At 62.0% G+C, this 12,800-nt stretch carries 10 protein-coding genes; 8 read left to right on the top strand and 2 right to left on the bottom strand.

Annotation, left to right across the window (positions count from 1 at the left end; genetic code table 11):
• Window positions 1-288 precede the first annotated feature (288 nt).
• The 4 genes from aceE to lpdA all read left to right on the top strand — a co-directional run bounded on the left by aceE (window position 289) and on the right by lpdA (window position 7,324).
• Complete coding sequence (gene aceE / locus NKG59_RS18240) at window positions 289-2,979, top strand: pyruvate dehydrogenase (acetyl-transferring), homodimeric type (RefSeq protein WP_253539681.1); 2,691 nt, start codon at window positions 289-291, stop codon at window positions 2,977-2,979.
• Window positions 2,980-3,132: 153 nt separating this feature from the next.
• Window positions 3,133-4,806: a dihydrolipoyllysine-residue acetyltransferase gene (aceF, locus tag NKG59_RS18235; RefSeq protein WP_253539678.1), complete on the top strand. Its 1,674-nt coding sequence runs from the start codon at window positions 3,133-3,135 to the stop codon at window positions 4,804-4,806.
• Between the two features lie 105 nt (window positions 4,807-4,911).
• Window positions 4,912-5,484 (top strand): Ntn hydrolase family protein, encoded by a 573-nt coding sequence (locus NKG59_RS18230; protein ID WP_252691464.1) that lies wholly within the window; start codon window positions 4,912-4,914, stop codon window positions 5,482-5,484.
• 58 nt (window positions 5,485-5,542) lie between these two features.
• Window positions 5,543-7,324, top strand: a complete 1,782-nt coding sequence (lpdA, locus tag NKG59_RS18225; protein WP_253539675.1) for a dihydrolipoyl dehydrogenase — start codon at window positions 5,543-5,545, stop codon at window positions 7,322-7,324.
• A 106-nt stretch (window positions 7,325-7,430) separates the two neighbouring features.
• Here the strand turns inward: lpdA and NKG59_RS18220 are convergent, their stop codons facing one another.
• Entirely contained in the window at window positions 7,431-7,991 is a 561-nt protein-coding gene (locus NKG59_RS18220; protein ID WP_253539672.1) for a hypothetical protein, read from the bottom strand.
• Window positions 7,992-8,330: 339 nt separating this feature from the next.
• The gene (locus tag NKG59_RS18215; RefSeq protein WP_024975535.1) at window positions 8,331-8,912 is read right to left on the bottom strand and encodes a phasin family protein; all 582 of its coding nucleotides are present in this window, start codon (window positions 8,910-8,912) and stop codon (window positions 8,331-8,333) included.
• 357 nt (window positions 8,913-9,269) lie between these two features.
• Between NKG59_RS18215 and NKG59_RS18210 the strand changes: the two genes are divergently transcribed.
• From NKG59_RS18210 to NKG59_RS18195, 4 genes are read left to right on the top strand one after another with little or no spacing between them, the layout of a single operon-like run.
• A complete protein-coding gene (locus tag NKG59_RS18210) occupies window positions 9,270-10,277 on the top strand; it encodes a histone deacetylase family protein (protein WP_253539669.1) in 1,008 nt (335 codons plus the stop codon).
• The gene (locus NKG59_RS18205; RefSeq protein ID WP_253539666.1) at window positions 10,274-11,191 is read left to right on the top strand and encodes a DMT family transporter; all 918 of its coding nucleotides are present in this window, start codon (window positions 10,274-10,276) and stop codon (window positions 11,189-11,191) included. The genes NKG59_RS18210 and NKG59_RS18205 overlap by 4 nt, the downstream gene beginning before the upstream one ends.
• 58 nt (window positions 11,192-11,249) lie before the next feature.
• On the top strand, window positions 11,250-11,693 hold the full coding sequence (locus NKG59_RS18200) for an acyl-CoA thioesterase (RefSeq protein WP_253539663.1): 444 nt from the start codon (window positions 11,250-11,252) through the stop codon (window positions 11,691-11,693).
• A 15-nt stretch (window positions 11,694-11,708) separates the two neighbouring features.
• Entirely contained in the window at window positions 11,709-12,416 is a 708-nt protein-coding gene (locus NKG59_RS18195) for a nitroreductase (RefSeq protein ID WP_253539660.1), read from the top strand.
• The last annotated feature ends 384 nt before the right edge of the window (window positions 12,417-12,800 follow it).

Below are 12,800 nucleotides of genomic sequence, written 5' to 3'. Positions count from 1 at the left end.
ACGGCAATCAACTTACGGGTCGCTTGGGGAAACCGATTGGTGAGCTGTCTTGTTCGCTCAGAAAATGCTGCACTGCAATGTCAAAAGTGATTTGTTTTGCGTTGCGGCAATATTCCACATTATAAAAAACCATATCGCAATTTGAAAATTCCGCTTGTGCTGCGTTTGTGGGTGCCCATAGAATCAGCGCAAAAGTCGGGGTGGCCCCTTGCGTGCGTGCAAACGCGCGTGGCTGTGGGGCGCCTCACAAGAGACGCAACTATCGTTACTGCTACCAAGGAGACCGCCATGTCGGCCGTACCAGAACAAGTCCTGGGTGCCACGAGCGCCAGCGACGTTGATCCCCAGGAAACCAAGGAATGGCTGGAGGCGCTTCAAGGCGTCATCGGCGCGGAAGGCCCGCAACGCGCGGCGTTCCTCCTTGACAAGCAGATCGAATACGCGCGCATTAACGGCGTGACGTCTCCGCTGCACGCAGAAACCCCCTATATCAATACGATCCCGGTCGAGAACCAGGACCGCATTCCCGGCAACCAGGAAATCGAGCACCGCATCCGCTCGTACACGCGCTGGAACGCCATGGCGATGGTGCTGCGTGCGAACAAGGACACCAACGTCGGCGGCCACATCTCGTCGTTCGCTTCGGCGGCCACGCTGTATGACGTCGGCTACAACCATTTCTGGCACGCCCCGTCGGACAAGCACGGCGGCGACATGGTTTTCGTGCAGGGCCACTCGGCGCCGGGCGTGTACTCGCGTGCTTTCCTGCTGGGGCGTCTGAGCGAGGAGCAACTCGACAGCTTCCGCCAGGAAGTCGACGGCAAGGGCATCTCGTCGTACCCGCACCCGTGGCTGATGCCGGATTTCTGGCAATTCCCAACCGTGTCGATGGGCCTGGGCCCGATCATGGCGATCTACCAGGCGCGCTTCACCAAGTACCTGGCCAGCCGCGGCCTGATCCAGAACTGGGAAAACCGCAAGGTCTGGGCGTTCCTGGGCGATGGCGAAACCGACGAGCCGGAATCGCTGGGCGCGATCGGCATGGCCGGCCGTGAAAAGCTGGACAACCTCGTCTTCGTGATCAACTGCAATCTGCAGCGCCTGGACGGTCCGGTGCGCGGTAACGGCAAGATCATTCAAGAGCTGGAATCGGAATTCCGCGGCGCTGGCTGGAACGTCATCAAGGTCATCTGGGGCAGCCGCTGGGATCAACTGCTTGCCCGCGACACGAAGGGCCTGCTGATGAGCCGCATGATGGAATGCGTCGACGGCGAATACCAGACCTTCAAGTCGAAGAGCGGCGCTTATGTGCGCGAGTTCTTCTTCAACACGCCGGAACTGAAGGCCATGGTGGCCGACTGGTCCGACGACGACATCTGGGCGCTGAACCGCGGCGGCCATGATCCGCACAAGATCTACGCGGCATTCCAGTCGGCAAGCAACCACAAGGGCCAGCCGACCGTCATTCTCGCCAAGACCATCAAGGGCTATGGCATGGGCGAAGCCGGCGAAGCGATGAACATCGCCCACCAGCAGAAGAAAATGCCGGTGGACGCCATCCGCAAGCTGCGTGATCGCTTCAATATTCCGGTTGCCGACGACCAGCTCGAGCACGTTCCGTACGTCAAGTTTGAAGAAGGCTCGAAGGAGCTCGAATACATGCGCAAGGCGCGCATGGACTTGGGTGGCTACCTGCCAGCCCGCCGCCAGAAGGCCGACCCGCTGCAGATTCCGGCGCTCGCCGCGTTCGATGCGTTGCTCAAAGCCACCGGCGAAGGCCGCGAAGTGTCCACGACGATGGCCTTCGTGCGCATTTTGAACATCCTGCTGAAGGACAAGAACGTCGGTAAGCACGTCGTGCCTATCGTGCCCGATGAGTCGCGCACGTTCGGCATGGAAGGTCTGTTCCGCCAGGTTGGTATCTGGAACCAGGAAGGTCAGAAGTACGTGCCGCAGGATCACGACCAACTGATGTTCTACAAGGAATCGCAGACGGGTCAGGTGCTGCAGGAAGGCATTAACGAAGCGGGCGCCATGTGCGACTGGATTGCCGCCGCCACGTCGTATTCGACGCATGGCGTGGCGATGATCCCGTTCTACATCTACTACTCGATGTTCGGCATTCAGCGTATCGGCGACCTCTGCTGGGCCGCCGGCGACATGCGCTCGCGCGGCTTCCTGCTGGGTGGCACCGCTGGCCGTACCACGCTGAACGGCGAAGGCCTGCAGCACGAAGATGGCCATTCGCACGTGTACCACGCCGCCATCCCGAACTGCATTTCGTATGACCCGACCTTCCAGTACGAACTGGCGGTGGTGATGCAAGACGGCCTGCGCCGCATGTATGTCGAGCAGGAAGACGTCTATTACTACCTGACGGTGATGAACGAGAACTACGAGCACCCGGAAATGCCGGCGGGTGTCGAGGGCGACATCATCAAGGGCATGTACCAGTTCAAGAAGGGCGTCGAGAACAGCAACGCACCGCGCGTGCAACTGCTGGGTTCGGGCACGATCTTCCGTGAAGTGATTGCCGCGGCCGAGCTGCTCAAGAAGGACTGGGGCGTTGAGTCCGATCTGTGGGGCTGCCCGAGCTTTACCGAACTGGCCCGTGAAGGCAACGCCATCGCACGCTGGAACCTGCTCAACCCGACCGAGCCGCAACGCGAGTCGCACGTCGAGAAGCTGCTCAAGAACGCACGCGGTCCGGTCATCGCATCGACCGACTACGTTCGTACTTTCGCTGAGCAGATCCGCGCCTTTGTGCCGCGTCGCTACGTGGTGCTGGGCACCGACGGCTTCGGCCGCTCGGATACCCGCGAGAAGCTGCGTCACTTCTTCGAGGTGGATCGCTACTGGGTGACGGTCGCGTCGCTCAAGGCGCTCGCCGACGAAGGCGTGCTGCCGCGCGAAAAGGTGGCCGAGGCACTGAAGAAGTACAACCTCGATCCGAACAAGCCCAACCCGATGACCGTATAACGGAGCCGCCGGGCGCGTGGGTTGCGTCCCGGCCGGGCACCGCCCCGACAGACTTTCCGCAGCGTGCATTTGCCTGCACGATGCGGTAGCCTGCGGGGCAATGCGTGTCCACCGCCGGAAGCTCTCGCCGCCAGACCCTCTGGAGACAGAAGAATGAGTCAAGTCGTAGAAATCAAGGTGCCGGACATCGGCGACTACAAAGACGTCCCGGTGATCGAAGTGCTGGTCAAGGCGGGTGATACCGTCAACGCCGAAGATTCGCTGGTCACGCTGGAGTCGGACAAGGCGACCATGGACGTGCCCTCGCCCAAGAGCGGCGTCGTCAAGGAAGTGAAGATCAAGGTGGGCGACACCGTGTCGGAAGGCTCGCTGGTGCTGCTGCTCGAAGAGCAGGGCGCTGCTGCCGCGCCGCCCCCGGCGCCCCAGGCTGCACCCGCACCGGCTCCGGCCGCTGCTGCGCCAGTGCCCGCACCTGCCGCACAAGCACCGGCCTCCGCGCCCGCTGCTGCGGGTGGCGGTACGGTTGAGGTGAAAGTGCCGGACATCGGCGACTATACCGACGTGCCGGTCATCGAGATCAGCGTGAAGGTGGGCGACAAGGTGGAAGCCGAGCAGTCGCTGATCACGCTCGAATCGGACAAGGCCACAATGGATGTGCCGTCCCCGGCCGCTGGTGTCGTCAAGGAAATCCGCGTGAAGGTTGGCGATGCCGTGTCGCAAGGCACGCTGATCGTCTTGCTGGAAGGCGCAGGCGGCGCAGTTGCTGCCCCCGCACCGGCTCAAGCTCCGGCACCCGCACCGGTTGCCGCTGCACCGAGCCCGGCCCCTGCGGCTGCGCCCGCAGCTGCTCCGGCCGCAGCGCCCGCTACGTACACCGCAGATACCGTTGGTACGGTCGGCAAGGCTGCCCATGCAAGCCCCTCGGTGCGCAAGTACGCGCGTGAGCTTGGCGTGGACGTCAACCTCGTCGGTGGCACGGGTCCGAAGAACCGCATCACGCAGGAAGACGTGCAGCGCTACGTCAAGGGCGTGATGAGCGGCCAGGCCGCGGCGCCGGGCAAGGCTGCAGCGGGTGCACCAGCTGGCGGTGGCGAGCTGAACCTGCTGCCATGGCCGAAGGTCGACTTCACCAAGTTCGGCCCGATCGATCCGAAGCCACTGTCGCGTATCAAGAAGATTTCGGGTGCGAACCTGCACCGCAACTGGGTCATGATTCCGCACGTCACCAACAATGACGAAGCGGACATCACCGAGCTGGAAGCCTTCCGCGTGCAGATGAACAAGGACCACGAAAAGGCCGGCGTGAAGTTCACGATGCTGGCGTTCGTGATCAAGGCAGTCGTTGGTGCGCTCAAGAAATTCCCGACCTTCAACGCGAGCCTGGACGGCGACAACCTCGTCTTCAAGCAGTATTTCCACATCGGCTTTGCCGCCGATACGCCCAACGGGCTGATGGTGCCGGTGATCCGCAATGCGGACAAGAAGGGCCTGATCGACATCGCCAAGGAAATGGCGGACCTGTCGAAGGCTGCCCGCGAAGGCAAGCTCAAGCCGGACCAGATGCAGGGCGGCTGCTTCTCGATCTCGTCGCTGGGTGGTATTGGCGGCACGAACTTCACGCCGATCATCAACGCACCGGAAGTGGCCATCCTGGGCCTGTCGCGCGGCTATCAGAAGCCGGTTTGGGACGGCAAGCAATTCGTGCCGCGCCTGACGCTCCCGCTGTCGCTGTCGTACGATCACCGCGTGATCGACGGCGCGGAGGCTGCGCGCTTCAACGCGTATCTGGCCAGCGTGCTGGCGGACTTCCGCCGCGTTAGCCTGTAAGCCCATACGGGCCCGGCACGCATCTGGCTTCGGGCCTGTGCGTGCCGGCCCGGCTGGGTTTGCAGCGGTCGGCGGACTGGTCAGTGGACTGATGGCGAGGACGACATGACGACGTGCGTGGTGGTCAAGAAAGACGGCGAAGTAGCGATTGCGGCCGATTCACTGGTGACGTTCGGGGATACACGCTTGGCGCGCGGCTACGAGCAGAACCAGAAGATATTCCAGGTAGGCGATTCGCTGATCGCTCTGGCGGGCACGACGGCCCACTTCCCGGTCATGCGGAGCCTGCTGGCGGGGCTGGCCGATGAGTGCCGCCTCGGCACGCGCGACGACGTCTTCCGGACCTTCCTCAAGGTGCATGAAAAGCTCAAGGACGAGTATTTCGTCAACACCAAGGAAGACGACGACGACCCATACGAGTCGTCGCAGATCACCTGCCTGATCGCCAACGCAACCGGCATCTACGGCGTCTATTCGTACCGCGAAGTGTTTGCATTCGACCGCTTCTGGGGCATCGGCTCGGGGCGCAACTTTGCGCTGGGAGCCATGTCGGCGGTGTTCGATATGCCGGGCAAGTCGGCGGCGGACGTTGCACAGGTGGGCGTGTCCGCAGGTGTGGAGTTCGACAAAAGTTCGGGCGGCCCGATCGAAGTGCACACAGTCCGTCTGCAGGATTGAAAAGCGTCAGCGGGCCCGGGCGATGCCGGGTGCCGACGACAAGAACAAGGAGTCAGGAATGAGCGTGGTGGAAATCAAGGTGCCGGACATCGGCGATTTCGATGCAGTGGAAGTCATCGAAGTGCTGATCAAGGCGGGCGATACCGTGGCGCCCGAGCAGTCGCTGATCGTGCTGGAATCGGATAAGGCCAGCATGGAAGTGCCGTCGGACGTGGCCGGCAAGATCGTCGACGTGAAGGTCAAGGTGGGCGACAAGGTCAGCAAGGGCACGGTGATCGCGACGGCGGAAGCCGGCGCTGCTGCTGCTCCGGCGCCTGCTCAAGCACCGGCTCCGGCCGCGGCGCCTGCTGCCGCACCGGCAGCATCGGCTCCCGCACCGCAAGCCGCCAAGCACGCCGGCGGCGCTGACATCGAATGCGACATGCTCGTCCTCGGCTCCGGCCCGGGCGGCTACTCGGCAGCCTTCCGCAGCGCGGATCTGGGCATGAACACCGTGCTGGTCGAGCGTTTCTCCACGCTGGGCGGTGTCTGCCTGAACGTGGGCTGCATCCCGTCGAAGGCGCTGCTGCACACGGCCGCCGTGATGGACGAAGTCAAGGCGATGGCTGCGCACGGCATTGTCTACAGCGAGCCCACGGTTGATATCAACCAACTGCGCAAGCACAAGGAATCCGTCATCGGCAAGCTGACGGGCGGGCTGGCCGGCATGGCCAAGGCACGCAAGGTGCAAGTCGTGCGCGGCGTCGGCACGTTCCTCGATCCGAACCATCTGGAAGTCCAGCTGACGGATGGCGCCGGCAAAGCGACCACCGGTGAGAAGAAGGTCATCCGCTTCGCCAAGGCGATCATCGCTGCGGGTAGCGAGGCCGTGAAGCTGCCGTTTATTCCGGAAGACCCGCGCATCGTCGATTCGACCGGCGCGCTGGAGCTGCGCGAAGTGCCGGCCAAGATGCTGGTTATCGGTGGCGGCATCATTGGCCTGGAAATGGCCACGGTGTACAGCACGCTGGGTGCCCGTATCGATGTGGTGGAAATGCTCGACGGCCTGATGCAGGGCGCTGACCGCGACCTCGTCAAGGTGTGGGACAAGATGAACAAGAGCCGCTTCGACAAGGTCATGCTCAAGACCAAGACGGTCGGGGTGGAAGCCAAGCCGGACGGCATCTACGTCAAGTTCGAAGGCGAAGCTGCACCAGCCGAGCCGCAACGCTATGACATGGTGCTGGTGGCCGTGGGCCGCGCGCCAAACGGCAAGCGTATCGGCGCGGAAAAGGCCGGCGTGGCCGTGACTGACCGCGGCTTCATCGATGTGGACAAGCAGCAGCGCACGAATGTGCCGCACATCTTCGCGATCGGCGACATCGTAGGTCAGCCGATGCTGGCACACAAGGCCGTGCATGAAGGCCATGTGGCGGCCGAAACTGCGCACGGCGAAAAGGCGTATTTCGATGCCAAGCAGATTCCGTCGGTCGCCTACACCGATCCGGAAGTGGCCTGGGCAGGCCTGACCGAAGACCAGTGCAAGGCGCAGGGCATCAAGTACGGCAAGGGCGTGTTCCCCTGGGCTGCATCGGGCCGCGCGATTGCCAACGGTCGCGACGAGGGCTTCACCAAGCTCATCTTCGACGAGGAAACCCACCGCATCATCGGCGGCGGCATCGTCGGCACGCATGCGGGTGACCTTATCGGCGAGGTTTGCCTGGCCATCGAGATGGGCGCGGATGCTGTGGATATCGGCAAGACCATCCACCCGCACCCGACGCTGGGTGAGTCGGTGGGTATGGCTGCAGAAATCTACGAAGGCGTTTGCACGGACGTGCCGCCGGCTCGCAAGCGTTGAACTGCAATTAACTGCCAGATTTTAGAGCCAACTTCGAAGTCTGGCTGACAAAGAGAAGGGCCGCTCGATTGGGCGGCCCTTTGTCTTTGGCGTGATCGTTGACCGGTCAGTGTCGAGGTTCGGTTCGGCGCCGATGCCGACGTAGCAGGCGCACCGCCGCGATCAGGCGGCGCCATATCTGTTGCATTAACCCATGCCGCCGGGCGCGCCAGACGGCAATTCGCACCTGAAGCGCTTGCCAGGTCGGGGTTGCCTGCAGGGCGGCAATCATGCGCTGCTTCCATGCCAGAAACGCGGATTCCCAGCGCGCATACCACGCGATCGTGTGCAACTGTGGCCGAACGGCGGAATAGATGCGCACGCCCAGCCCCGTACTGACGATTTTCGCTGCGACCAGAACTATGGCGCCTGCAATGAGATGGCCCCGCGCCAGCACGTAGACGGCCGCCAGCTTGAACGGAAGCAATGCGAGCATTGGCAGGGCAAAGGCGCAGAGGGCTTCGATGGGCTCCAGCTGCGCCAACTTCCGCTCCGCCGCTTGGACCCAGGGATGCGCCGCCAGACGGGCGGTTACCCGCTGCATGACGTTCCAGATCCACTCTTCTAACAGCAGGATAAGCGCAGCCGCGACGATCAGACTTCGCTTGGCCATGGATTCGCGAGACATTGGGAAGGAGAGGGGGGCGGCGAACCGCAATACAGAATGGAGCGTCGGCTGCGTGTAAAAGTTCGCAATTTGAAGAGCGAGACGTTTCCCATGCACACAAAAAACCCGGCCGAAGCCGGGCTAAAGGTACCCACTGATCACCACTGAGGACAGGTTTCGATAGCAGGACCGAGGAGACAATCGAACGAACACGGTTGAATGGACCACCGCCCGCGCATTTGGGTTCCGCGCAAATGCGCGCAAACGACGCGTTTGGAGGAGTGGCTCGACAGCCAAAACAAAACGGGCCTCCCGGAGGAGGCCCGCTTGAACAAGCAGGTAACTGCAGCAGCTTAGCGCTTAGGCAGCGGTCGTTGCCGACTTCTTGCCGGTAGCAGCGCGCGCTTGGGCGGATGCTTGGGCGGTTGCCTTGCTGGCAGCGTTTGCAGCAGCGTGGAAGTTGCTTTCAGCCAGTTCCACAGCTTGCTTGGTAGCCTTCTGCACCGAGTCGTAGGCGTTGTTGGCGGCCGACAGAGCCGACTTCACCAGGGCAACTGCCGATTCCGAACCGGCCGGAGCGTTCTTCGACACGTTGTCGACCAGCGCTTGCAGCTTGCGGCTGTTTTCAGCGATTTGCACTTCAGCAGCCTTGCTGAATTCGGTTTGCGTGTCCGAAGCGATTTCGTACAGGTGGCGGCTGTAAGCCAGAACCTTTTCAGCCAGCGGCTGCACGGCGGCGGTTTGCACCGACAGCAGCTCTTGAGCGTCCTTGGCGGTCAGTGCCTTCTTGGCGTGTTCGACGTTCTCGGCCAGGGTAGCCTTGACGACTTGCAGGTTCAGCTCGACCAGCTTTTCGACGCCTTCAAATGCCTTGTTGGTCAGGCCGAAGAACGTTTCCAGGTTGGCCTTGTGCGCCGCAGCGATCTGTTCCTGAGTCAGCATGTTGTCTCTCCAAATACAAAGGTGGGTCGGGGAATCAAAATGAAAATTTAGATCGCCCAGATGTACAAAGCATGACGGTCAGCGTCGGGCCTTCCAGGCGACATCGCGATCAAATTATGGATGGTGCATCGCAACAATTTCATTGTTGTTGAATGTCAAACCAGTGTCAAGCGCCATTTGTGCATCGCACAAAAATCAGAATTCGTTGATTTTTCGTGCACAGGAATTGCGCGACCAACCGTTTGGCGTAATTTTTTGTGGCAGAAAAATGCGCGTCCGTGGTGCAGGTGAAATGCATTTGACCACTTCCGGCGGTAATTCCGTCTCAAAAAACACACGAGTGCAGCGTAGGTTAGGATGCGCCCGAGTGCCATTTTTGTTGCGTTGCGATTTGTTATTCACATGCGGGCGTTCTACACCGACCATTTTGTTTTGCCGCTGCCGCCGGGCCATCGGTTCCCGATGCGCAAGTACAGCGACCTGCGGGCACGGGTTTTGGCCGACGTGCCGGGGTTGTCCCTGGATGAGGCGCCGCGCGCCGAGGACGACGCGTTGCTGCTGGCGCACACGCCCGAATATGTTGAGGCGGTAAGCGCCGGTCGGCTTGACCCGGCGCGCCAGCGCGAGATCGGTTTCCCTTGGTCGCCAGAAATGGTGGAGCGCAGCCGCCGTTCGGCCGGTGCGACGATGGCCGCAAGCGAAGCCGCGTTGGCGGATGGGATTGCCGTCAACCTGGCGGGCGGGACACACCATGCCTATGCGGACAAGGGCGGTGGCTTCTGTGTATTTAATGACGCAGCCATCGCCTCGCGCTGGATGCAGCGCCAATCAGGCAGGTCGCCGGCGGATTTTCCGGTCGCCATCATTGATCTGGACGTACATCAGGGCAACGGCACGGCGTCAATCCTGCGCGATGACGCCACTGTTTTCACCTTGTCACTGCACGGCGAGAAGAACTACCCGTTCCGTAAGGAAGCGTCGGATCTGGACATCGGCCTGCACGATGGCTGTGGCGACGAGGACTATCTGCAGGCGCTGACTGGCGCACTCGACATCCTGGTCGGGCGCTTCAAGCCGCAGTTGATCATCTATCTGGCCGGCGCGGATCCGCATGAAGGCGATCGCCTCGGCCGGCTCAAATTGACCCTGCAGGGTCTGGCCCGGCGCGATCAGGAAGTCTTCGACTTCGCCTATCAACGTCGCATACCGATTGCCGTTACCATGGCGGGCGGCTACGGCAACAATATCGACGATACCGTGGCCGTCCATGCGCAGACCATCGCGCTGGCTGCCCGGCACGCACAGCGTTGGGCAGCTCGCGACGAGGCTGCCGCCGCATCGAACTCTCTGCCGCTTTCCGCATGACCCCAGCGTCTTCCGTCGCGCCAGCCTCAGCGCGCGGCTCCCTGTTTTTCGTCGCCATGCCGTGGCTGTTCGTGCTGATCTGGAGCACGGGCTTTATCGTGGCTAAGTACGGAATGCCGTACGCCGAGCCGATCACGTTCCTGTTTTTGCGCTTCGTTGGCGTGCTGGTGTGCTTGCTGCCGCTGGTATGGCTGGCGCGCGTGCCGCTGCCACGCCGCGCCGGCACGGCCGAGACCGACTGGGCGACCATCGGCCACATCGCTGTGGCCGGCTTGCTGATGCAATGGGGCTACTTGGCGGGCGTCTGGGCAGCGGTCAAGCTCGGCATGCCGGCAGGCATGACGGCGCTGATCGTCGGCATGCAGCCGATTCTGACCGCGCTGTATGTCTCGATGCGTGGGGAGCGCGTGTCGGGCCGACAATGGGCGGGGCTGCTGTGCGGCATCGCAGGCGTGGGTCTGGTCGTGGCCAATAAGCTGCATCTGGCGGGCGTCGGCGTGACGACGCTTGCGCTTTGTGTGGGCGCGTTGCTGTCGATCACCGTCGGCACGCTGTATCAAAAGCGCCATTGCCCGGTGTTCGACCTGCGGATGGGCGCGTGCATCCAGTTCGGGGCATCGGCGCTGCTGTGTCTGCCGTTCATGTTTCTGTTTGAGACGCGCGAGGTGCATTGGACGCTGCCGATGATCGGCTCGCTGGTCTGGTCGGTGCTGGCGCTGTCGATCGGCGCGATCTCCTTGCTGTTTGTGCTGATCCGTAAAGGCGCGGCCACCAAGGTGACGTCGCTCCTGTATCTCACACCGCCGACGACCGCCGTGATGGCCTGGGCGCTTTTGGGTGAACGTTTTCCGCCGCTCGCAGCGCTGGGCATGGTGATTGCCGCGTGTGGTGTGGCGCTCGTCATCCGCAAGTGACCGAGGTTTAGCGGCTGGCGTATCCTGATCACTTTCCACCGTCACCTGCCCGCTGCCCATGAGCACGCCACGCCAGACGCGCGACGACTATCGCCACTTCCACACCATCACCACGCGCTGGATGGACAACGACGTCTACGGCCACGTCAACAACGTCGTCTATTACAGCTACTTCGACACCGTGGTGAACGCCTACCTGATCGAGCAGGGCGTCCTGAACCCCGAGCGCAGCGACACCATCGGCCTCGTCATCGAGACGCAGTGCAACTACTTCGCGCCGCTGTCGTTTCCCGATCTCGTGGTGGCGGGGCTGCGCGTTGCGCGCCTGGGCAACACGAGCGTGCGCTATGAGGTGGGCCTGTTCCGCGGCGACGCGCAAGAGGCCGCCGCGCAGGGCCATTTCGTGCACGTCTACGTCGACCGCGAAACACGTCGGCCGGTGCCGTTGCCCGATGCGCTGCGTGCCGTGCTTGAGCCGCTTGCGTCCAATATCACCGCTTGAATGTTCCGCTTCGCCATGACCGACCGACGTCCCACCTTCGCAGAAGTCGAACTCGTCGATCAGGCAATCACTTCGCGCCGATCCGTTCGCGCGTTCCTGCCGACGCCCGTTGCCCGCGAAGACATCGAAGCGATCCTAGACGTGGCGCGCCGTGCGCCGTCCGGCAGCAATACGCAGCCGTGGAAGGTCTATGTGCTGACGGGCGAATCGAAGGCGCGCTTGTCCGAGTCCGTGTTGGCGGCGTATGACCATCCGGAGGTCGATACGCTGCATCGAGAGGAGTATCCGTACTACCCGCGTACGTGGATTGATCCGTACCAGAGCCGGCGTCGCAAGGTCGGTTGGGATCTCTATGGCTTGCTCGGTATCGAGCGCGCCGACAAGGAACGCATGCACGCGCAGCACGCGCGCAACTTCCGCTTCTTCGATGCTCCGGTTGGCATCATCTTCACGATTGACCGTGTGATGGAGCAGGGCAGTTGGCTCGATTACGGCATGTTTCTGGAAGCCGTGATGGTGGGGGCGCGTGCTCGTGGCATCGATACGTGTCCACAGGCCGCTTTCACGCAGTTCCATCGGATCATCGCCGAGCATCTCGCGCTGACCGATGATGAGATGGTCGTCTGCGGCATGTCGATGGGTTATGCGAATCTCGCTGCCGTCGAGAACACGCTCATCACCGAGCGCGCACCTGTCTCTGACTTCACTCGCTTCCTCGATTGACGTCGTCATCGCGCGATCGCCTGCACGCTACAGCGCACATCTTCGTGCAAAGCGAGAATTGGCGGAGAAAAGTCGTCGAATTATGTCAACAGATACGGCCGATCCGTCGTTAGACTTTGATCTGCGACTCAGCGTGCGACGTGCGCGTGTTGTGAGGAAGTGTTGGAGCTGGTTGTAAACCGTGATTGTTGGCATGCACGACGGAATTCACGGGGTACGCTCTCAGATTCCGGCGCTGATTCCGCACCGCTGGTCATGTGCGGCTTGCGCAACTTTCTTCGCGGTTGGAACACTGCCCCAGCAGACAATTGCGTCGAAATGATGACCGAATGATAAGGCTCCCGAGGTCAAACTTTAAGGCCGTGAGCTAAGTCCTTCATCTTG

The organism is Ralstonia chuxiongensis (assembly GCF_024158925.1).
GTDB lineage: Bacteria > Pseudomonadota > Gammaproteobacteria > Burkholderiales > Burkholderiaceae > Ralstonia > Ralstonia chuxiongensis.
Note: the sequence above shows the minus strand (reverse complement) of the source record. Positions and strands in the feature narration are given on the sequence as shown.